Here is a 19,962-nt window from a genome sequence, read left to right as displayed (position 1 = left end):
ATGGCGCAATCTTGGCTTTGCGTTGGCGGCCTGCTCTATAGTCTGCCGCAAAGCCTGAAATGGATGACAATAAGAATGGCGGAATATTCGGCCTTTTCGCTTCTCAAGAACGCGCTGACCGGAAACAAGGACTGGAAGCCGGCCTGGCGCAAGCCCGACCCGAAGGCGTCCTACGATGTCATCGTCATCGGCGGCGGCGGCCATGGCCTGTCGACCGCTTACTATCTCGCCAAAGAGCACGGCATCACCAATGTCGCGGTGCTGGAGAAGGGCTGGCTCGGTTCCGGCAATGTCGGCCGCAACACGACGGCCGTCCGCTCCAACTACCTGCTGCCCGCCAACACGCGCTTCTACGAACATTCGATGAAGCTGTGGGAGAACCTGTCGCATGACCTCAACTATAACGTCATGTTCTCGCAGCGCGGCTGCCTGAACCTCGCCCACACACCTGCCCAGCTCGACGACTATGCCCGGCGCGGCAACGCCATGCGCCATCTCGGCGTCGACGCGGAACTGATGACCACGGCGGAGATCGCCCGCCTGGTGCCGGCGCTGGACGTCTCCGCCACGGCGCGTTTCCCGATCGTCGGCGGCCTGATGCAGCGACGCGCCGGCACCGCCCGCCACGATGCGGTCGCCTGGGGATATGCGCGTGGCGCAGATCGCCGCGGCGTCGACATCATCGAAAACTGCGAGGTCACCGGCTTCCTGCGCGACGGCGACCGCATCACCGGCGTCACGACGACCCGCGGCGAAATCCGCGCTAAAAAGGTAGCGGTCGCGGTGGCCGGCAGCACCGGGCGGGTCATGCGGCTTGCCGGCATCGAGACAATGCCGATCGAGAGCCACGTGCTGCAGGCCTTCGTTACGGAATCGCTGAAACCGTTTATCGATACGGTCCTGACCTTCGGCATGGGCCATTTCTATATGTCGCAATCGGACAAGGGCGGCCTTGTCTATGGCGGCGACCTCGACGGCTACAACAGCTACGCCCAGCGCGGCAGCCTGCCGATCGTCGATGAGGTGATGAGCGAGATGCTGGCGCTGTTCCCGGGGCTCGCCCGCGTCCGCATGCTGCGCTCATGGGGCGGCGTCTGCGACATGTCGATGGACGGCTCGCCAATCATCACCACCGGTCCGCTGCCGGGCATGTATCTCAACTGCGGCTGGTGCTATGGCGGCTTCAAGGCGACGCCGGCTTCCGGCTGGTGCTTTGCCTGGACCATTGCCAAGGACGAGCCGCACGATCTCAACGCGGCCTTCACGCTCGACCGCTTTTACCGTGGCATGGTGATCGACGACAAGGGCCAGGGCGCCACGCCCCGGCTGCATTAGGCCATGATCCCGAACCGCAGGTCCGCGTCAGCGAAAAGTGGAAACCGGTTTTCGGACAAGATCATGGTCAAACGAGAAGTTTAAGAGATCCATGCTGATCACCTGCCCCTATTGCGGCCCGCGCGACGTTATCGAATTCACCTATCAGGGCGACGGCAATCGCCAGCGCCCACAGCCCGCGTCGCAAAACCTCGACGCCTGGAACGCTTATGTCTACGACCGGCTGAACCCCGCCGGCGACCACAATGAGATCTGGCAGCATTCCGGCGGCTGCCGCGCCCATCTCAGGGTGGTGCGCAACACGCTGACGCACGAGATCTCCAGCGCTGCCTTTGCGCGCGGCGACCACAACTCGGTTGCGCGGCACAGGGCCGAGGACAAGTCATGAGCCCGCGCCGTACTGAGGCCGGCGGCCGCATCGACCGGCTGCGGACCATTCGTTTCACCTTCGACGGCGCGCCTTATACCGGCCATGCCGGCGACACGCTGGCTTCGGCGCTGCTGGCCAACGGCGTCACCCTGTTTGGGCGTTCGTTCAAATATCACCGCCCGCGAGGCGTGCTGACTGCCGGCGTCGAGGAGCCAAACGCGCTCGTGACTGTGTTGAGGGGCGAGGTTCGCGAGCCGAACATTCCCGCCACCGTGGTCGAGATCTATGACGGGCTGGCCGCAATGAGCCAGAACCGCTTCCCCTCGCTTGCCTGGGACGTCAATGCCATCAACCAGCTCGGCGGCAAGCTTTTGTCGGCCGGCTTCTACTACAAGACCTTCATGGGACCGGTGGTCGGTCCGCTGAAGGGCACGCGCTTCTGGATGTTCTGCGAGCATTTCATCCGCCGTGCCGCCGGCCTGGGCAAGGCAGGCACGGCTCCCGATACGGCGCGCTACGAACGCATGAACGCGTTTTGCGACGTGCTGGTGGTCGGTTCCGGCCCGGCCGGGCTGATGGCCGCCAGGGCGGCCGCCGATCAGGGTGCACGCGTCATCCTGGCCGAGCTCGAGCCGCATTTCGGCGGCTCGGCCAATTGGTCGGGCGAGACGATCGATGGCATGCCGGCCGCCGATTGGGCGGCGCGCGCCGCCGGCCAGCTCGAAGGCCATGACAATGTTCGCCTGCTGCCGCGCACCACCGTCTGGGGCTATTACGACGGCAACACGCTTGCCGCGATCGAACGCGTCACCGACCATAAGGAAACGCCGGACAAAGGCGAGCCGCGCCATCGCTACTGGACCATCCGCGCCAAATCGGTGGTGCTGGCCACCGGCTCCCTGGAGCGTCCCTTGGTCTTTCCTGGCAATGATCGGCCAGGCGTGATGCTGGCGCATGCGGCCGAGCGCTATGCCAATGAATATGGCGTGCTGCCGGGTCACAGGGTCGCGCTGTTCACCAACAATGACAGCGCCTATCGCGCAGCACTGGCGTTGAAGAAGGCCGGTGCCGCGGTCGTCGCCATCGTCGACGTGCGCCCGGAGCTTTCGAGCGAAATGCGCAAGCTGGCCGGCGAGACCGAGGCCGAGATCTTTTCTGGCCACGCAGTGATCGCCACCGAGGGCGGCAAGGCGCTTTCCGGCTTCAAGGTGCAGCGCTTCGACATGGCCAACGGCGCGCTTTCCGGCGATGCGCGCAGCATCCACGCCGATTGCCTGCTGATGTCGGGCGGCTGGTCGCCGACCATCCATCTGGCCAGCCAGGCCGGAGCCAAAGCGGAATGGAACGAAGGGTTACAAGCGTTCCTGCCGCCGAAACCGACAACACGGCAATGGATCGGCGCCGGCGCCTTCACCGGCAGTTTCTCCACCGCCGAGGCGATCGCCGACGGTCGCGCCGCCGGCCTTTCCGGTGCGGGCGCAACAGCCACGCCGGCGGCCTTGCCTGCCGTCGAGGCAGCACCTGGCGATCCCGATCCGGCACCGGTGTTCGAGATCAAGGCCGCAGGAAAAAGCTTTGTTGATTTTCAGCACGACGTGACATCAGAGGATGTGCGGCTGGCGCATCGCGAAGGCTTCGTCTCGGTCGAGCATCTGAAGCGCTACACCACGCTCGGCATGGCGACCGACCAGGGCAAGAGCTCCAACATACCAGGCCTCGCCATCATGGCCGAGGCGCTGGGCAAGCCGATCACGCAGGTCGGCACGACGCGCTTTCGTCCGCCTTTTTCGGCGGTGTCGATCGGCTCGCTTGCCGCCGAACGCTTCGGCGATCTGAAGCCCGAGCGGCTGACGCCGATGCATGACTGGCACGTCGCCAACGGCGCCACCATGTATTCGGCCGGCCTCTGGTACCGGCCGATGATCTACGGCCATCCCGGTGAAACGATCGAGCAGGCCTATGTGCGCGAGGCGAGAGCCACGCGCGAGAGCGCCGGCATTGTCGACGTCTCGACACTGGGCAAGATCGCGGTGCAAGGCCCGGACGCGGCGGAATTCCTCGACCGCGTCTACACCAACATGTTTTCGACGCTGGCCGTCGGCAAGGCGCGTTATGGGCTAATGCTGCGCGAGGACGGCCTCGCCTTCGACGACGGCACCACCTGGCGGCTTGGCGAGCAGGATTTCCTGATGACCACCACCACCGCCAATGCCGGCAAGGTAATGCAGCATCTGGAGTATTTTCTCGACGTGATCTGGCCGGAGCTGAAGGTCCACGTCACCTCGGTCACCGACCAATGGGCCGGTGCCGCCATCGGCGGGCCGAACGCCAGGCAGATATTGGCTGCTTGCGTCAGCGGCACCGCTGTCGACAATGCCGCCCTGCCCTTCATGGGCATCGTCCACGGCGAAATCGCCGGCGTGCCGGTGATGATCTGCCGGCTGTCCTTCTCCGGCGAAATGGCCTTCGAGGTCTATTCCGGCGCCGGTTACGGCACCCATGTCTGGGAGGCGCTGATCGAAGCCGGCAAGCCGTTCGGGCTGGTGACCTACGGACTGGAGGCGCTGGGCACCCTGCGCATCGAGAAGGGCCACGTCACCGGCGCCGAGATCGACGGTCGTACCACGGGGCGCGACCTGCATCTCGACTGGATGCTGTCGAAGAAGAAGCCGTTTATCGGTTCGGCGATGATGGATCGCGAGGGGCTGATCGCGCCCGACCGCCTGGAACTCGTCGGTATTGTTTCGCTCGACAACCAGCCGCTAAACGGCGGCGCACACATCGTCGAGGAGCTTGACGAAGCCAATCCGCACGGCTCGCTCGGTCACATCACCGCTTGCTGCTATTCGCCGGCGCTCGGCAAATATATAGCGCTTGCCTTGGTCAAGGGCGGCAAGGCGCGGCGCGGCACGCGCGCTTATGTCTCCGACCCGTTGCGCAACCGGTTCGGGCCGGTCGAGATCGTCTCCAACCATTTCTTCGATCCGGACGGGAGCCGCATGCATGGTTGAGCGCCAATCACCGCTTGAGCCGGTGCTGCATCCAGGCTCGCATGGCAATTTCGAGCACGGTGTCGAAATCATCCTCTCCGAAACCAGGCCGGGTTCGATCCTGCAGCTCGCCGCCTGGCCCGGCCAGGAGAAGGCGTTGATGGCCGGCATCCATGCGGTCACCGGCCTGGCTCTGCCCGACGGCGCCGGCGGCGGCGTCACGGACGGCGTCAGATCGGTGTTCGGCTTTGCGCCGGGAAAGTTCACAATGGTCGATGAGGCCGAGGGATTGGCGTCGGCCTTTGCCGACGTCGTCACTCCGGCTATCGGTACGGTGACCGACCTTTCGCACGGCCGCACCGCGATCCGTATCGCCGGGCCGAAGGCCGAGTGGGTCCTGGCAAAATTCTTCGCCATCGACTTCGCGCTGCCGGCCTTCCCGATCGGCGCCGGCCGCTCGACCATGCATCACGACGTCTTCGCGCAGATCCAGCGCACCGGCGCCGATCAATTCGACATTTATGTGTTCCGCTCGTTCGCACGCTCGTTCTGGAAGGCGCTCTGCCACGCCAGCGAGGAAGTCGGTTACGAAGTGCAGTAGCTAGACGGCGCGTCGTCACCCTACTCCGCGAACGTAACCCACTCTTCCAGCGGCGCGCGGTCGGTGCGGAAGGCATTTTCGGGCTTGGACGTATCCTCATGGCCGAGCGCCATGCCGCAGACGACGATCTCCTCGTCGGGGATGTCGAGCACCGGCCTGATCTGCCGGTGATAGGGCGCGAAGGCGGCCTGCGGGCAGGTGTGTAGGCCCCTGCCCCGCGCCGCGACCATGATGTTCTGCAGGAACATGCCGTAATCGATCCACGACCCTTTGTTCAGCCGCCGGTCGACGGTGAAGATCATGCCGACCGGCGCATCGAAGAAGACGAAATTGCGGTCGTGCTGGGCGCGCATCCTGTCGACCTCGCGCCGGCCGATGCCGAGCACGCCGTAGAGGCCGAAGCCGTTGGCCCGCCGTCGCGTCAGATAGGGTTCGAAGAACTGGTCAGGATAGTAGCGGTACTCGTCCCACTCCGCCTTTTCGGCGCGGATGCCCGAACTGAGAATGGCGTCGGTGATGCGCTGCTTGACCTCGCCCTTGGTCACATAGACCTTCCAGGGTTGCATGTTGGTGCCTGAAGGCGCGCGCGCGGCAACGGCGAGAATATCGCGGATGGTGTCGTCATCGACCATGTCAGGCAAGAAGGCGCGTACGGACCGGCGCGAGGTGATCGCGTCATCGACGATCGCCGCCGCAATCCGGGAGTTGTTTTCCAGCATGGGCCGTCCCTTTGCGCATAATCCTGGAACCCGGCTTTTCCGGAAAGGATCATGCGCCGACTAGAAGTGATGGAGCATCCTTGCGAGTTTCTATGAACGCTCGACGCCCTATCCGCCTCGACCGGACGCCCCACTCGCCGCTCGTGTGCCGAGCCTTTGCCTGAACCGTCAAAATGGCGCAAGTAAATCTTGTGGGTTCATGAAAATCATCTTGATTTTTTCACAGACCTGCGGTCACATGAAATTTGCTGGGAATTTTTCATCGAGACAGGGATGGCTTTGCCCTCAACCGCCGCAACACCGGAACAAGATAACGGCGAACGGCTGCTGGCCGGCGACATTCGCGCGTTGCGCAAGGCGCGCGGCCTGACGCTTGCCGAAATCGGGCTGAAGCTCGGCCGTTCCGTCGGCTGGGTCAGTCAGGTCGAGCGCGGCCTGTCGATCCCGTCGCTCGGCGATCTCAGGGCCTTCGCCGAATTGTTCGGCGTGCCGGTCAGCCTGTTCTTCAGCCATGACGTGCCTGTCGAGACCGAACGCGGCGTGGTCGTGCGCGCCGGCAACCGGCGCACCCTTGGCACAAGCGATTCCGGCCTGGTGGAGGAGCTTCTGTCGCCGGATCTCGGCGGTAGCTTCGAGATGCTGCGTTCGGTCTTCGCCCCCGGTGCCGAGCTGAAGACCGAGGCCCGCCGGCCGACCGAGGAAGCCGGCTACGTCGCGTCCGGCAGCTTCGACATCGAAATTGCCGGCGTCTGGCACCGGCTTGGAGCAGGCGACTCCTTCCGCTTTGACGGCAAGCCGTTCCGCTGGCGCAATCCTGGAGCGGAACCGGCTGTGGTGATCTGGGTGGTTTCGCCGCCCGTCTATTGATCTGGAGAAGAACATGGCCAGTTTGCCGACCACGGCACGCGTGGTGATCATCGGAGGCGGTGCCGTCGGCGCCTCCTCGCTCTATCATCTCGCCAAGGCGGGCTGGACCGACTGCGTGCTTCTGGAGAAGAACGAGCTGACTTCCGGCTCGACCTGGCATGCCGCCGGCAACGTGCCGACGTTCTCCTCGTCATGGTCGCTGATGAACATGCAGCGCTATTCGACCGAGCTCTATCGCCGGTTGGCCGACGAGGTCGGCTATCCCATGAACTATCATGTCACCGGCTCGCTCAGGCTCGCCCATACGATCGAGCGTATGCAGGAATTCCAGCGCGCCAAGGGCATGGGCCGCTATCAGGGCATGGACATCAATGTCGTCGGCCCCGACGAGATCAAGCGCCGCTACCCGTTCATCGAAACGCATGAGGTGAAGGGCGCGCTCTACGATCCGAGCGACGGCGACATCGACCCGGCGCAATTGACCCAGGCGCTGGCCAAGGGCGCGCGCGACATGGGTGCGAAGATCATCCGCTTCTGCCCGGTCACCGGCGTGCGCCGCGAGAACGACGAGTGGGTGGTCGAGACGCCGCAAGGCGAGATTCGCTGCGAGATTGTCGTCAACGCCGCCGGCTACCGCGCCGCCGAAGTCGGCAGGATGTTCGGCCGCGAGGTGCCGATGATGGTGATGAGCCATCAATACATCCTGTTTGAGGAAATCCCCGAACTGGCGGCGTGGTCGAAGGAACAAGGCAAGAAGCTGCCGCTGCTGCGCGACGTCGATACGTCCTATTATCTGCGCCAGGAAAAGAACGGCATGAACCTCGGCCCCTATGAGCGCAATTGCCGCGCCCATTGGGTCGGCCACAACGACCCGATGCCGGACGACTTTTCGTTCCAGCTGTTTCCCGACGACCTCGACCGGCTGGAACATTACCTGGCCGATGCCGTCGCCCGCGTGCCGATCCTCGGCACCGCCGGGCTGTCCAAGGTCATCAACGGGCCGATCCCCTATGCGCCGGACGGCAACCCGCTGATCGGCCCGATGCCTGGCGTGCCCAACGCCTTCGAGGCCTGCGTCTTCACCTTCGGCATCGCCCAGGGCGGCGGCGCCGGCAAAGTGCTGGCCGAGTGGGTGACCGAGGGCCAGACCGAATGGGACATGTGGTCCTGCGATCCACGCCGTTTCACCGCCTTTGCGTCGGCGCCGGATTACTGCGTCGCCAAGGGCATGGAGATCTACGGCAACGAGTATGCCATCCAATTCCCGCGCCACGCCTGGCCGGCTGGGCGCGACCGCAAGCTGTCGCCGCTCCACGGCCGCATCAAGGCGCTCGGCGCCCAGTTCGACGCCTATAATGGCTGGGAACGCGCCACCTGGTATGCGAAGCCAGGCGACGACATCTCCGAACAATCCACGCTGACCTTCCGCCGTGACGGCCCCTGGCAGCGTCGTGTGCGCGAGGAATGCCTCGCCGTCTGCGATGCCGCCGGCATTCTGGACCTGCCGGGATTTTCCCGCTTCAATCTAGACGGTTCGGGTGCCGCCGAATGGCTGAGCCTCCAGGTGACAGGCCTGGTGCCGAAACCCGGCCGCATCGGCCTCGTCTATTTTGCCGACGACAAGGGCCGCATCGTCACCGAAATGTCGGTCGTCCGCCACGACGAAGACCTGATGACGCTGATTACTGCCGCGGTGGCGCAATGGCATGATTTCGAATGGCTGAAATCGCGCACACCGAAGGACGCCACATTCAAGCTGGTCGACAGGACGGAGGAATACTCCACCCAGATCCTCGCCGGCCCCAACTCGCGAAACATCCTCGCCGAACTCTGCGCGGCCGACCTCACCCAGCCCTGGCTGACGCACCAGGAGACCAGTATCGCCGGACGTTGGGCAAGGCTGGTGCGCGTGTCCTTCGCGGGCGAACTCGGCTGGGAAATCCACAGCAAGGTCGACGATACCGCTGTCATCTTCGACGCTGTCTGGGCGGCCGGCCAGAGGCACGGCCTGAAACCGTTCGGCATGTACGCGCTGGATTCGCTGCGGCTCGAAAAAGGCTACCGCACCTGGAAGGGCGACCTGTCGACCGACTACTCGATCCTGCAGGGCGGGCTGGAGCGCTTCGTCAGATGGGACAAGCCCGACTTCCGCGGCAAGGCGGCGCTGCAGAACGAAAAGCAGCAGGGCATCAAGAAGCGCTTCGTCACGCTGGTCGTCGAAAATCCCGGCGACTGCGACGCACCTTACATGTCGACGCTTTGGCATGACGGCCACATCGTCGGCGAGACGACATCCGGCGGCTGGGGTCATCGCATCGACAAGTCGATCGCGCTCGGCATGCTGCGCGCCGACCTCACCGAGCCGGGAACCGCGGTCGAGGTCGAGATCTTCGGCGAACGTTTTCGGGCGATCGTGCAGAAGGATGAGCCGTTATGGGATCCGACGAACGAAAGGCTCAAAGCATGAAGAAAGTCATCCTCACCGATGGCGGCATGGGCCAGGAGCTGGTCCGCCGCAGCAGCTCCGAGCCGACGCCGCTCTGGTCGGCCAGGGTGCTGATCGACGAACCGGATCTGGTGCGCGACCTGCATGCGGAATTCATCCGCGCCGGCGCCCGCGTCATCACCATCAACACTTATTCCGCCACGCCGGAGCGGCTGGCGCGCGAGGGCGCGGAAGAGCTGTTCAAGCCGTTGCAGAAACGCGGCATCGAACTGGCAAGGCAAGCGCGCGACCAGGCCGGCGACGCAGCGATCGCCGGCTGCCTGTCGCCGCTGTTCGGCAGCTATGCGCCGGCGCTGACGATATCGTTCCAGGATACACTCGATATCTATCGCCGCATCGTTGCCGAGCAGGCGGACGGCGTCGATCTGTTTCTGTGCGAAACCATGGCGTCGGCCGAAGAGGCGCGCGCCGCCGTCACCGCGGCATCGGAAAGCGGCAAGCCCGTATGGGTGTCGTGGACGCTTGCCGACCACGGCACGCCGCGCCTGCGCAGCGGCGAAGCCATTACGACGGCGTCGAGCGCTCTTGACGGACTGCCCGTCGCGGCCCGGCTGATCAATTGCTGCCGGCCCGAAGCGATCGCTGCAGCGCTGCCCGGACTGATCGCTCTCGGCGGTGCGGTCGGCGCCTATGCCAATGGCTTCACCTCGGTCGAGGCGCTCAAGCATGGCGGCACCGTCGAAGTGCTGCACGCCCGCCACGACCTCGATCCGGACGCCTATGCCGGCCAGGCGATCGGCTGGGTCGAGGCCGGCGCCGGCATCGTCGGCGGCTGCTGCGAAGTCGGACCGGCCCACATCGCCGCCTTGCGCGACCGGCTCGAACAGGCCGGCTACGAAATTTCGGGAGTAGCATAATGCCCAGGCCATCATCGCGCATTTCCGGCATCGTGCCTTCGGGCAAGGATGGCTGGGAGGTTCATTCCGCTGCCTGGGCGCGCAAGCAGGCCGGCGAGGACATCATCATGCTGTCGGTCGGCGACCATGATTTCGACACGCCGAGCGAGACGATCGAAGCCTGCGTGACGGCGGTCCGCGCCAGCAATCACCACTACACCCCACTTGCCGGCGTTCCGCGGCTGCGCAAGGCGATGGCGGCGGCCTCGACGCTCTGCACCGGTGTTGCGACCAGCCCCGACCAGGTCATCGCCACGCCGGGCGGGCAGGCCGCGCTTTACGCAGCTATTCAAGCTGTTCTCGACCAGGGCGACCATGCCATCGTCGTCGCGCCCTATTACGCCACCTATCCCAATACCTTCAGCGCGGCGGGCGCCGCGTTCAGCGTCGTCGAGACACCTGCCGAAGATGGCTTTCAGCCGCGCGCCGCCGAGATCCGCGCCGCACTTCGGCCGAACACCCGCGCCATCCTGATCAACACGCCGAACAATCCGACCGGCGCCGTCTATTCGCGCGAGCGGCTGGAAGATCTGGCGCAGATCTGCCGCGAGCATGACCTCTGGCTGCTGTCGGACGAGGTCTATTGGACGCTTGGCGGTGGCGAGCACGTCTCGCCGCGCTCGCTGCCCGGCATGGCAGAACGTACGCTGGTCATCAATTCGATGTCCAAGAGCCACGGCATGACCGGCTGGCGTATGGGCTGGCTGACCGGGCCCGAGGAGATGATCTCGCTGCTGACCGACCTCAATCTGGTGATGACCTACGGCCTGCCGGCCTTCATCAGCCTGGCTTGCGCCGAGGCGCTCGAAAACGGCTACGGCGTCAAGGAGATCGCCGAGCGCTATGCCGCAAGGCGCGCCGTCGTTCTCGATGCCATGCGCGGCATGAACGACGTCACCGTGCGCGGCTCCGAAGGCGGCATGTACGTCATGCTCGACATATCGGCGATCGAGCCGGACGACGAGAAATTCGCCTGGGCCTTCCTCGACCAGGAAAAGGTCGCCGTCATGCCCGGCTCGAGCTTCGGCGAGGCCGCAGCAGGCCACATCCGCTTCAGCCTCTGCCAGCCTGAGGCGGTACTGATGGAAGCTGCCACGCGTCTGCGCCGCTTCGCCTCCAGCTATCGCCGTGAGGCCGCATGAACGCCCCGCCCGCCAAAACCATTCCGACCAAGGCCATTCCTCCCAAAGCGAGGGCGGTCATCATCGGCGGCGGCGTCTCCGGCTGCTCGGTAGCCTATCACCTGGCCAAGCTCGGCTGGACCGATATCGTCCTGCTCGAGCGCAAGCAGCTGACATCGGGCACGACATGGCACGCCGCCGGCCTGATCGGCCAGCTGCGCGGCTCGCAGAACATGACGCGGCTGGCGAAATACTCGGCCGACCTCTACGTCAAGCTCGAGGCCGAGACCGATGTCGGCACCGGCATGCGCCAGGTTGGCTCGATCACGGTGGCGCTGACCGGGGAGCGCAAGCACGAGATCTATCGGCAGGCGTCTCTCGCCCGTGCCTTCGATGTCGACGTGCGCGAGATTTCGCCAGGTGAAGTCAAGCAGATGTATCCGCATCTCAATGTATCCGATGTGGTCGGCGCCGTGCATCTGCCGCTCGACGGCCAATGCGACCCCGCCAACATCGCCATGGCGTTGGCCAAGGGCGCACGTCAGCGCGGTGCGACGATCGTCGAGAACGTCAAGATGACCAAGGTGCATACCAAGGCAGGCCGCGTCACCGGCGTCTCCTGGGCGCAGGGCGACGAGCAAGGCACGATCGACACCGACATCGTCGTCAACTGCGCCGGCATGTGGGCACGCGAACTTGGCGCCCAGAACGGCGTCACCATTCCGCTGCACGCCTGCGAGCACTTTTATCTCGTGACGGAACCGATCCCCGGGCTCTCCCGCCTGCCGGTGCTGCGCGTGCCCGACGAATGCGCCTACTACAAGGAAGATGCCGGCAAGATGATGCTCGGCGCTTTCGAGCCGGTGGCCAAGCCGTGGGGCATGAACGGCATAAGCGAGGAGTTCTGCTTCGACCAGTTGCCGCAGGACATGGACCATTTCGAGCCGATCCTCGAAATGGGCGTCAACCGCATGCCGATGCTGGCCACCGCCGGCATCCACACCTTCTTCAACGGCCCAGAGAGTTTTACCCCCGACGACCGTTATTATCTCGGCGAGGCGCCGGAGCTTTCCGGCTACTGGATGGCGACCGGCTACAATTCGATCGGTATCGTCTCCTCCGGCGGCGCCGGCATGGCGCTGGCGCAATGGATCAATGACGGCGAAGCGCCGTTCGATCTCTGGGAGGTCGACATCCGCCGCGCCCAGCCGTTCCAGAAGAACCGCCGCTATCTCAAGGAGCGCGTCTCCGAAACGCTCGGCCTGCTCTATGCCGATCATTTTCCTTACCGGCAGATGGCAACCTCGCGGAACGTGAGGCGTTCGCCGCTGCACGAGCATCTGAAGGCGCGCGGTGCGGTGTTCGGCGAGGTCGCCGGCTGGGAGCGCGCCAACTGGTTCGCTAGGCCCGGCCAGGAGCGCGAATACCGCTATTCGTGGAAACGGCAGAACTGGTTCGACAACCAGCGCGAGGAGCATCTGGCGGTCCGGAACAGCGTTGGCCTGTTCGACATGACCTCGTTCGGCAAGATCCGCGTCGAGGGTCGCGACGCCTGCGCTTTCCTGCAAAGACTCTGCGCCAACGACATGGACGTGGCGCCGGGCAAGATCGTCTACACCCAGATGCTCAACCAGCGCGGCGGTATCGAGAGCGATCTGACCGTCTCGCGATTGTCCGAAACAGCCTTCTTCCTCGTCGTGCCGGGCGCCACGCTGCAGCGCGATCTGGCCTGGCTGAAAAAACATCTTGCCGACGAGTTCGTCGTCATTACCGATGTGACCGCTGCCGAAGCGGTGCTTTGCCTGATGGGCCCGGATTCGAGGAAGCTGATCCAAAAGGTCAGCCCGAATGATTTCTCCAATGACAACAATCCGTTCGGAACGTTTCAGGAGATCGAGATCGGCATGGGCCTGGCCCGCGCCCACCGCGTCACCTATGTCGGCGAGCTCGGCTGGGAGCTTTATGTCTCGACCGATCAGGCCGCCCACGTCTTCGAGGCGATAGAAGAGGCCGGCGCCGATGTCGGTCTGAAGCTATGCGGCCTGCACACGCTGGACTCCTGCCGCATCGAAAAGGCGTTCCGGCATTTCGGCCACGACATCACCGACGAAGACAATGTGCTGGAGGCCGGCCTTGGCTTCGCCGTGAAGACGGCCAAGAGGTATTTCCTCGGCCGCGATGCGGTGCTGAAGAAGAAAGAAACCGGCCTGTCACGCCGGCTGGTGCAGTTCCGCCTGAACGACCCCGAGCCGCTGCTCTTCCACAACGAGGCGATCCTGCGCGACGGCAAGATCGTCGGTCCGATCACCTCGGGCAATTACGGCCATCATCTCGGCGGCGCAATCGGGCTTGGCTACGTGCCTTGCAAGGGTGAGAGCGAGGGGGATGTGCTGTCGTCGTCCTACGAGATCGAGATCGCCGGCGAGCGCTTTGCCGCCGAGGCCTCGCTCAAGCCGATGTACGATCCGAAGGCCGAGCGAGTGCGGATGTAGCTCAGAACGCATCCATCTCGGCCGCGACCTTCGCCACGAACCTCGTCCGCCTCTCGTCGGTCGATAGGTTCATCGAGTACTGCGCGAGGTAGGAAACCGACCCGCCAGGCTTGATGGTCGCACGCAGCACCCGCTTGACCAGCTTGCGCGGCGGGTCGCCCATCAGCATGGCTCGGAACCGACTGCCGCCATAGGTGGCGACCGCGGCGACCTTGCGAATGTTGTGCAGCGACGGCTGCACCTTGCCGTCAACCAATTTGAACGACACGCCGGGCAGGAAGACGCGATCGAAAAAGCCTTTCAGAATGGCCGGATAGCCGAAGTTCCACACCGGAAACGATAGCACCAGCGCCTCGGCCCGCAGCAAGCGCTCGACGTAAGCCGCTGCAGGATCGCCGTCACTGCGCGCGTCGTGATAGGAGAGCCGTTCGGCCCGCGTCAGCCTGGGATCGAACCCCTCGGCATAGAGATCGCAATCGTCGACGGCATGGCCGGCGGCCTTCAGCCGCTCGACAATGGTCCGGTGCAGACCGGCATTGAAGCTGGTCTCGACCGGATGAGCGTAGAGGACGAGGATGTTCAACCCGTCTTCTCCAGCCCCTTGAACAGGAACGACTTGCCTGAGCGATAATCATAGTCCGGGTTTTCCCAGGCGATCATCTTGCCCGGATTGAGCAGCCCTTGCGGGTCGGTCTCACGCTTGAAAGCCAGTTGCACTTCATCCGTCCGCTTCATGCCGCCTTCTTCCAGCGTGTAGCGGTGCGGGTTGAAGATCCAGCAGCCATTGTCTTCGTGGATGCGGATGATCTCGTCCAGCCGCTCCGCCGTGGTGAAGCGCACCAGCGGCAATCCGGCGATGCCGATGGCGCCATCGAAGCGGATAAATTCGAGATGCGCCGGCACCTCGTCGCCGAAGCGTTCGACCATCGCCTTGACGTGACCGAGGTGGTCCGGCGACGGGTAGCGGGTCTGCAGATAGGTGATCGTCGGGTCGACCCGGATGGCGCGCAGCGTGGTGTGGTTCCAGGTCAGCTCATAGGCCGGCGGCAGCCCCTTGAGATCGGCCTCCTTATCGGCGCGAAAGACGATCTCGCCCTTACTGCGCGCAGTGAAGGCGAGGAAGGCATCCATCGCATGCGGCGCGATCATCAGGACGACGATGCTTTGGCCGCGCCGGAAAAACCGCTGGTGGCGCTTGAAGTAATCGTAGGGGATGGGTGCTGCTATCGGCGTGATCAGCTTCGCCAGGATGCCGTCCTGGATGGCGAGATCGTTGCCGAAGCCGGCCGCATCCATGAAATCGTCGAAGCCGACGATGACGTCGATCCAGTCATAACTGGCGGTTAGCGGCATCTCGACTTCGGTGATGATGCCGTTGGTGCCGTAGGCGTGCATCACTTTCAGCACGTCCTCGCCGGTGAGCTCCATGACGCGGGGCTGTGCCTCCATCGTCACGGTCCTCAGCCGGATGACGTTGCCGAGGTCGCGCAAGCCGCCCCAGCGGATCGAGCCAATACCGCCGGAGCCGCCGGCGACGAAGCCGCCGATCGATGCCGTGTTGTAGGTCGACGGCGACATGCGGAGCTCCTGGCCGGAATGCGCCCGCGTCGCCTTGTCGATGTCGGCGAGCACGGCGCCGGGACCGGTGACGACACGACCGGGCGCGATCGCCTTGATCGCGTTCATCTCGGCGAGATTGAGCACGACGCCGCCGGACAGGGGCATCGCCTGCCCGTAATTGCCGGTGCCGCTGCCGCGCGGCGTCACCGGCACGCCATGCCGGTGGCAGGCGGCGAGCACGCGGACGACCTCGTCTTCCGTTTTCGGCGTCACGATCAGGTCGCCGGTGACATGCTCGAGCTGCTGCTTCAGCACCGGGCTGTACCAGTAGAAGTCGCGGCTCTTCTGCTGGACGATCGCCGGATGGTCGTCGACCTTGAGGCCGTCCAGGTCGCGCTTGAGCGCCGCAATATCCATCATTCCACCATCAGATCATCGAGTTCGGCATAATCGGGCAGCTGGCGTTCGATCGCCTGGCCGTCGCGCACCACGATGCGATCCGATTCGGGCCGCGACAGCAATTCCGTCCAGCTTCGCCCCTTGAAGACGACGAAATCGGCCGGCCCTCCGGCGGCAAGCGTGCCGAAACCATCGAGCCGCATCACCTTGGCCGGCGTCGCTGTCACCGCTTGCGGCCAGTCAGCGACGGGATGGTCGAGATGCAGGATGCGCGTCGCCATGCGATAGACCTCCAGCATGTCGAGATCGCCATAGGCGTAGAACGGGTCGCGCGTATTGTCGGAGGCGATGGCGACGGCAATGCCGCGCGCCTTCATCTCGTGCAGCAGCGTCACCCCGCGCCAGCGCGGCGTGGTGTTATCGCCGCGCCGGTCCTGCAAATAGAGATTGCACATCGGCAGCGACACCACCGCCAGGCCGGCCTTGGCGACCTTGTCCAGCGTGTCGAGCACCTCGAGATCGGGCTGGCGCGCCAGCGAGCAGCAATGGCCGACCAGGATGTTCCCGTCAAAACCGTTCCAGAGGGCGGCTTCGGCAATCTTCTTGAGCGAGATCGCCGAGACATCGTCGGTCTCGTCGGCATGGAAATCGAGGTCGAGGCCATGCTTGATCGCCTGCGCAAACACCTGGTCAAGCAGTTCCTCGAGGTCCGGCACCATATAGGTGACGACGCCGAGCACGCCCTTGGCGGCAGCCACCCGCTTGGCCAGCCTCTCGAACCATTTCCTGTCGCGCACGCCTTCGATGCCGAGCAGGCAGGCCGCCTGCAGCTCGATGCGGCCGCGCCATTTCTCCCGCATCGTCTCGAACACCGGCCAGGAGATCTCTTCCTGCGGCGCAACGCTGTCGAGATGCGTACGCAGCGCCTTGGTGCCATGCGCATAGGCAGAGCGCAGCGAAAAATCCATGCGGCGGGCAACGTCGTCGGCGCTCCAGCGCGCCGCGCGGTCGGCGCCGGTCGCGTTCAACGCGCCCATGAAAGTGCCGTCGGGATTGGGCTTTCGCGGCCAGATATGGCCCTTGTCGATATGGGTGTGGCAGTCGACGAAGCAGGGCAAGACGATCCGGCCGCCAAGGTCGATGGCGCCTGCCTGTGCGTTGGATCGATGCGCCGTAATCCCGGAGATCTTGCCATCGGCGATGGCGATATCCGCGAGCCCAAACCCGTCGGTATCGAAGGCTCCAGAAAAGCCCGGCGTCAGTGAGGCATGAAGCCGAACCTTGGCGAGATGGTAGGAACCAGAAGCTGGTATCAAGGCGGCGCTGCCCACCATCACCGCTCCTGCCTCAGCGCGCTCTCGTGCCAGCGCCGCAAAATGAGATGCGAAATCAGCGACAGCACCAGGAAGATCAGGATGCCCGTGAGCGAGATCAGGATCAGCGCCGCGAACAGCCTTGGTGCGTTGAGCCGGTAGCCGGCCTCGATGATGCGCGAGGCTAGGCCGGACGACTGGCCGGTGGCGCCGGCGACGAACTCTGCCACCACCGCGCCGATCAGCGACAGGCCGCCGGCGATCTTCAGCCCGCCGAGGAAATAAGGCATCGCCGCCGGCAGCCGCAAATAGCGCAATTGCTGCCAGCGGGTGGCGCCGTTGAGCTTGAACAAATCGCGCAGATTGCGGTCGACGGAATTGAGGCCGAGCGTGGTGTTGGAGAGGATCGGGAAGAAGGCGACGATCCAGGCGCAAAGCAAAAGCTTTGTCGTCTGGTTGTCGACATAGATATTGATCAGCGGAAAGATCGCGACGATCGGCGTCACCTGCAGCACGATGGCGAAGGGAAAGAACGACATCTCCACCCATTTCGACTGCGCGAACAGCACTGCCAGCCCGACGCCGCCGATGACGGCGAGAAGCAGGCTCAAGAAGGTGATCCTGAGTGTCACCAGCAGCGAGGAGAACAGCAGCCCGGCATCGTCGTGCAGCGTCTGCAGCACCACGCCGGGACGCGGCAGGATATATTTCGGGATGTCGTTCCAGACGCAGACGCGGTCCCACAGCCAGATCGCCAGGATCATGATCGCCAGCGGCAGCAGCCATCTGCCGATGCGCTCGAAGCGCTCTTGGCGAACGCGACGCGCCTCCTCCGGGTCGAGCGCCAGGATTTGTTCTTCAATGGCCGTCATGATGCGGTCCGGCAGTTGAGTTGATGGCGCCGATCAGCACGTCGGATGCCTGGCGGCAGAGCGCGGCATAGTCGGGCGAGGTGCGAAACGCCTCGTCGCGCGGATAGGACGCATCGACGGCGAGCTCGGCAAACACCCGGCCCGGCCGCGCCGCCATGACGACGACGCGGTTGGAGAGGAAAACGCTTTCGAAGACGCTGTGGGTGACGAAAACGACGGTGAAACGTTCATCCTGCCACAGCTCCAGCAGATCGTTGTTGAGCTTGAAGCGGGTGATCTCGTCGAGTGCTGCGAACGGCTCGTCCATCAACAGAATCCGCGGCTTGGTCACCATGGCCCGGGCAATCGAGACGCGCATCTTCATGCCGCCCGACAATTCGCGCGGCACGGCATTCTCGAAGCCGGTCAGGTGAACCCTCGCCAGCATCTCCATCACCGCCGGCGCCGCCTTGGCCCGCGACACGCCCTTCAGCCGCAGCGGCAGCCAGACATTGTCGAAGACATCGGCCCAGGGCAGCAGCGTCGGCTCCTGGAAGACGAAGCCGATATTCGAACGGTCGCCGATAGTCGAACGATCGAGGGCGCCGCTGCCGCGCCAGTCGAGCACACCCGAGGTCGGCGTCGACAGCCCGGCGATCAGCCGCAGCGCCGTCGATTTGCCGCAGCCCGACGGCCCGAGCAGGCTGAGGAAATCGCCTTCCCGGATCGTCAGCTCGACATTGCTGAGCGCGGTGACGCCGTTGGAAAACACCTTGCCGACGCCACGCAGCGCCAACAGCGTCGGCCCCGATACGCTTCCTGGCTGTTGCGCCACTTTCTCCAGCTTCACGGCCTACTTCTTCAGGTCGAGCCCGACGCTCTTGTTGACGAAGGCCAGCGTGTAGGCCTTCTTGATGTCGATGCCCGCCGGTGTTACCTTGGCCTTGACCATCTTGTCGTAAAAACTCTGGATGCGCGCATCGGTCATGGCGCCGATGCCGAGCTTTTCGCTGTCGCCGGAATCGACCACGCCGAACTTCTTCAGCTGCTCGATCGAGAACGCGATCTGCTCATCCGTCATGTCCGGATTTTCCTTCTTGATCATCTCGTTGGCGGCCTTGTTGTCGCCGTAGAGATAATTGTACCAGCCCTTGGCCGAGCCATCGACGAAGCACTGGACCACCTCGGGCCGCTTGTCGACCGTCTCCTGCATGGTTTCGACCGTCGTTGCATATGTGTCCCAGCCATAGTCGGCCAGCAGGAACTGGTTCGGCGTGAAACCGCCCTGCTTCTGGACGGCGAATGGCTCCGAGGTGACGTAGCCCTGCTGGATCGACTTCTTGTTGGCGATGAACGGAGCCGGGTTGAAAGTGTAGGGCACGCGTTTTGCGGCATCGAAGCCGAGGTCGGTGACCATCCACTGGAAGAAGGTCTGCGCACCTTCGTCGCCGAGGATGTACTGGTCGGCGTTCTTCAGGTCTTCCCATTTGTCCAGCCCCTGGCCGGGATGGGACATGATGACCTGCGGGTCCTTCTGGAAGTCGGCGGCCACGACGCGCATCGGTATGCCTTGCTGCACGGCATCGAAGGCCGACAGCAGATTGCCGCCCATGTAGAAATCGATCTTACCTGCGAGCAGCAGCGGCCGGCCGCTGACCTGTGGGCCGCCCTGCATGATCGTCACGTCGATGCCGCATGCGGCATAGGTACCATCCACCACGGCTTGGTAGTAACCGCCATGTTCCGGCTCGGCCAGCCAGTTGGTGCCGAAGGTGACTTTTTCGTTCGCTGCCGCGGCAAGCGTACCTGCGCCAAGCAGCACGATCACGCCCGCCGAAATCTTGAGTCTTCCGTACATCCACACCACCCTTTGTTCGCTCCGGCGCATCACGCGCCGGGCTCGACACCATTGTTTCAAGAAGCAAGACACATGCCACCGGCG

16 protein-coding genes are annotated in these 19,962 nt (G+C 64.3%); 9 read left to right on the top strand and 7 right to left on the bottom strand.

Translation table 11 applies throughout. The annotated features are described in order from the left end of the window. Positions 1-75: 75 nt before the first annotated feature. From NKH01_RS00925 to NKH01_RS00910, 4 genes are all read left to right on the top strand, one after another. Positions 76-1,335 carry a sarcosine oxidase subunit beta gene (locus NKH01_RS00925; protein WP_352861090.1) on the top strand — a complete coding sequence of 420 codons (1,260 nt, stop codon included), beginning with the start codon at positions 76-78 and terminating at the stop codon, positions 1,333-1,335. Positions 1,336-1,426: 91 nt separating this feature from the next. Then, positions 1,427-1,723 carry a sarcosine oxidase subunit delta gene (locus NKH01_RS00920; RefSeq protein WP_353018511.1) on the top strand — a complete coding sequence of 99 codons (297 nt, stop codon included), beginning with the start codon at positions 1,427-1,429 and terminating at the stop codon, positions 1,721-1,723. After that, positions 1,720-4,716 (top strand): sarcosine oxidase subunit alpha, encoded by a 2,997-nt coding sequence (locus NKH01_RS00915; protein WP_353018510.1) that lies wholly within the window; start codon positions 1,720-1,722, stop codon positions 4,714-4,716. The genes NKH01_RS00920 and NKH01_RS00915 overlap by 4 nt, the downstream gene beginning before the upstream one ends. Continuing rightward, positions 4,709-5,296 carry a sarcosine oxidase subunit gamma gene (locus NKH01_RS00910; protein WP_352484514.1) on the top strand — a complete coding sequence of 196 codons (588 nt, stop codon included), beginning with the start codon at positions 4,709-4,711 and terminating at the stop codon, positions 5,294-5,296. Before NKH01_RS00915 ends, NKH01_RS00910 begins: the two co-directional genes overlap by 8 nt. A gap of 20 nt (positions 5,297-5,316) precedes the next feature. On the opposite strand, the gene NKH01_RS00905 is transcribed toward NKH01_RS00910, so the two are convergent. Then, positions 5,317-6,015, bottom strand: a complete 699-nt coding sequence (locus NKH01_RS00905) for a nitroreductase (RefSeq protein WP_352484513.1) — start codon at positions 6,013-6,015, stop codon at positions 5,317-5,319. A 273-nt stretch (positions 6,016-6,288) separates the two neighbouring features. Between NKH01_RS00905 and NKH01_RS00900 the strand changes: the two genes are divergently transcribed. Genes NKH01_RS00900 through NKH01_RS00880 form a run of 5 tightly spaced genes read left to right on the top strand, consistent with a single transcriptional unit; the run spans position 6,289 to position 13,897 of the window. Further along, positions 6,289-6,882, top strand: coding sequence for a helix-turn-helix domain-containing protein (locus NKH01_RS00900; RefSeq protein ID WP_352484512.1), 594 nt, complete (start codon positions 6,289-6,291; stop codon positions 6,880-6,882). Positions 6,883-6,895: 13 nt separating this feature from the next. Next, entirely contained in the window at positions 6,896-9,349 is a 2,454-nt protein-coding gene (locus tag NKH01_RS00895; RefSeq protein WP_353018508.1) for a GcvT family protein, read from the top strand. After that, positions 9,346-10,245: a homocysteine S-methyltransferase family protein gene (locus NKH01_RS00890; RefSeq protein ID WP_352844384.1), complete on the top strand. Its 900-nt coding sequence runs from the start codon at positions 9,346-9,348 to the stop codon at positions 10,243-10,245. The genes NKH01_RS00895 and NKH01_RS00890 overlap by 4 nt, the downstream gene beginning before the upstream one ends. Further along, the gene (locus NKH01_RS00885; protein WP_352844386.1) at positions 10,245-11,426 is read left to right on the top strand and encodes a pyridoxal phosphate-dependent aminotransferase; all 1,182 of its coding nucleotides are present in this window, start codon (positions 10,245-10,247) and stop codon (positions 11,424-11,426) included. Before NKH01_RS00890 ends, NKH01_RS00885 begins: the two co-directional genes overlap by 1 nt. After that, positions 11,423-13,897 (top strand): GcvT family protein, encoded by a 2,475-nt coding sequence (locus NKH01_RS00880; RefSeq protein ID WP_353018506.1) that lies wholly within the window; start codon positions 11,423-11,425, stop codon positions 13,895-13,897. Before NKH01_RS00885 ends, NKH01_RS00880 begins: the two co-directional genes overlap by 4 nt. Before the next feature lies 1 nt (position 13,898). Here NKH01_RS00880 and NKH01_RS00875 read toward each other — a convergent pair whose 3' ends face one another. Genes NKH01_RS00875 through NKH01_RS00850 form a run of 6 tightly spaced genes read right to left on the bottom strand, consistent with a single transcriptional unit; the run spans position 13,899 to position 19,878 of the window. Continuing rightward, positions 13,899-14,480, bottom strand: coding sequence for an NAD(P)H-dependent oxidoreductase (locus tag NKH01_RS00875; RefSeq protein ID WP_352495937.1), 582 nt, complete (start codon positions 14,478-14,480; stop codon positions 13,899-13,901). Then, positions 14,477-15,874 (bottom strand): FAD-binding oxidoreductase, encoded by a 1,398-nt coding sequence (locus NKH01_RS00870; protein WP_352495955.1) that lies wholly within the window; start codon positions 15,872-15,874, stop codon positions 14,477-14,479. Before NKH01_RS00870 ends, NKH01_RS00875 begins: the two co-directional genes overlap by 4 nt. Next, entirely contained in the window at positions 15,874-17,172 is a 1,299-nt protein-coding gene (locus NKH01_RS00865) for a cytosine deaminase (protein ID WP_353019156.1), read from the bottom strand. Before NKH01_RS00865 ends, NKH01_RS00870 begins: the two co-directional genes overlap by 1 nt. Positions 17,173-17,189: 17 nt before the next feature. Continuing rightward, a complete protein-coding gene (locus NKH01_RS00860) occupies positions 17,190-18,041 on the bottom strand; it encodes an ABC transporter permease (protein ID WP_352590130.1) in 852 nt (283 codons plus the stop codon). After that, entirely contained in the window at positions 18,028-18,870 is an 843-nt protein-coding gene (locus NKH01_RS00855; RefSeq protein ID WP_352861031.1) for an ABC transporter ATP-binding protein, read from the bottom strand. Before NKH01_RS00855 ends, NKH01_RS00860 begins: the two co-directional genes overlap by 14 nt. 3 nt (positions 18,871-18,873) lie before the next feature. Beyond that, positions 18,874-19,878 carry an ABC transporter substrate-binding protein gene (locus NKH01_RS00850; RefSeq protein ID WP_023719905.1) on the bottom strand — a complete coding sequence of 335 codons (1,005 nt, stop codon included), beginning with the start codon at positions 19,876-19,878 and terminating at the stop codon, positions 18,874-18,876. Positions 19,879-19,962: the final 84 nt, after the last annotated feature.

Source organism: Mesorhizobium sp. M1403 (assembly GCF_040317695.1).
In the GTDB taxonomy this organism is placed as follows: domain Bacteria; phylum Pseudomonadota; class Alphaproteobacteria; order Rhizobiales; family Rhizobiaceae; genus Mesorhizobium.
This window is presented reverse-complemented; position numbering and strand designations above follow the sequence as displayed.

Excerpts from the sequence above, each read along its gene's own strand:
- NKH01_RS00910 (WP_352484514.1), top strand. The coding sequence starts at position 4,709 with ATGGTTGAGCGCCAATCACCGCTTGAGCCGGTGCTGCATCCAGGCTCG.
- NKH01_RS00870 (WP_352495955.1), bottom strand. The coding sequence starts at position 15,874 with ATGGATATTGCGGCGCTCAAGCGCGACCTGGACGGCCTCAAGGTCGAC.
- NKH01_RS00925 (WP_352861090.1), top strand. The coding sequence starts at position 76 with ATGGCGGAATATTCGGCCTTTTCGCTTCTCAAGAACGCGCTGACCGGA.
- NKH01_RS00885 (WP_352844386.1), top strand. The coding sequence starts at position 10,245 with ATGCCCAGGCCATCATCGCGCATTTCCGGCATCGTGCCTTCGGGCAAG.
- NKH01_RS00890 (WP_352844384.1), top strand. The coding sequence starts at position 9,346 with ATGAAGAAAGTCATCCTCACCGATGGCGGCATGGGCCAGGAGCTGGTC.
- NKH01_RS00915 (WP_353018510.1), top strand. The coding sequence starts at position 1,720 with ATGAGCCCGCGCCGTACTGAGGCCGGCGGCCGCATCGACCGGCTGCGG.
- NKH01_RS00905 (WP_352484513.1), bottom strand. The coding sequence starts at position 6,015 with ATGCTGGAAAACAACTCCCGGATTGCGGCGGCGATCGTCGATGACGCG.
- NKH01_RS00850 (WP_023719905.1), bottom strand. The coding sequence starts at position 19,878 with ATGTACGGAAGACTCAAGATTTCGGCGGGCGTGATCGTGCTGCTTGGC.
- NKH01_RS00880 (WP_353018506.1), top strand. The coding sequence starts at position 11,423 with ATGAACGCCCCGCCCGCCAAAACCATTCCGACCAAGGCCATTCCTCCC.
- NKH01_RS00860 (WP_352590130.1), bottom strand. The coding sequence starts at position 18,041 with ATGACGGCCATTGAAGAACAAATCCTGGCGCTCGACCCGGAGGAGGCG.
- NKH01_RS00900 (WP_352484512.1), top strand. The coding sequence starts at position 6,289 with ATGGCTTTGCCCTCAACCGCCGCAACACCGGAACAAGATAACGGCGAA.
- NKH01_RS00920 (WP_353018511.1), top strand. The coding sequence starts at position 1,427 with ATGCTGATCACCTGCCCCTATTGCGGCCCGCGCGACGTTATCGAATTC.
- NKH01_RS00895 (WP_353018508.1), top strand. The coding sequence starts at position 6,896 with ATGGCCAGTTTGCCGACCACGGCACGCGTGGTGATCATCGGAGGCGGT.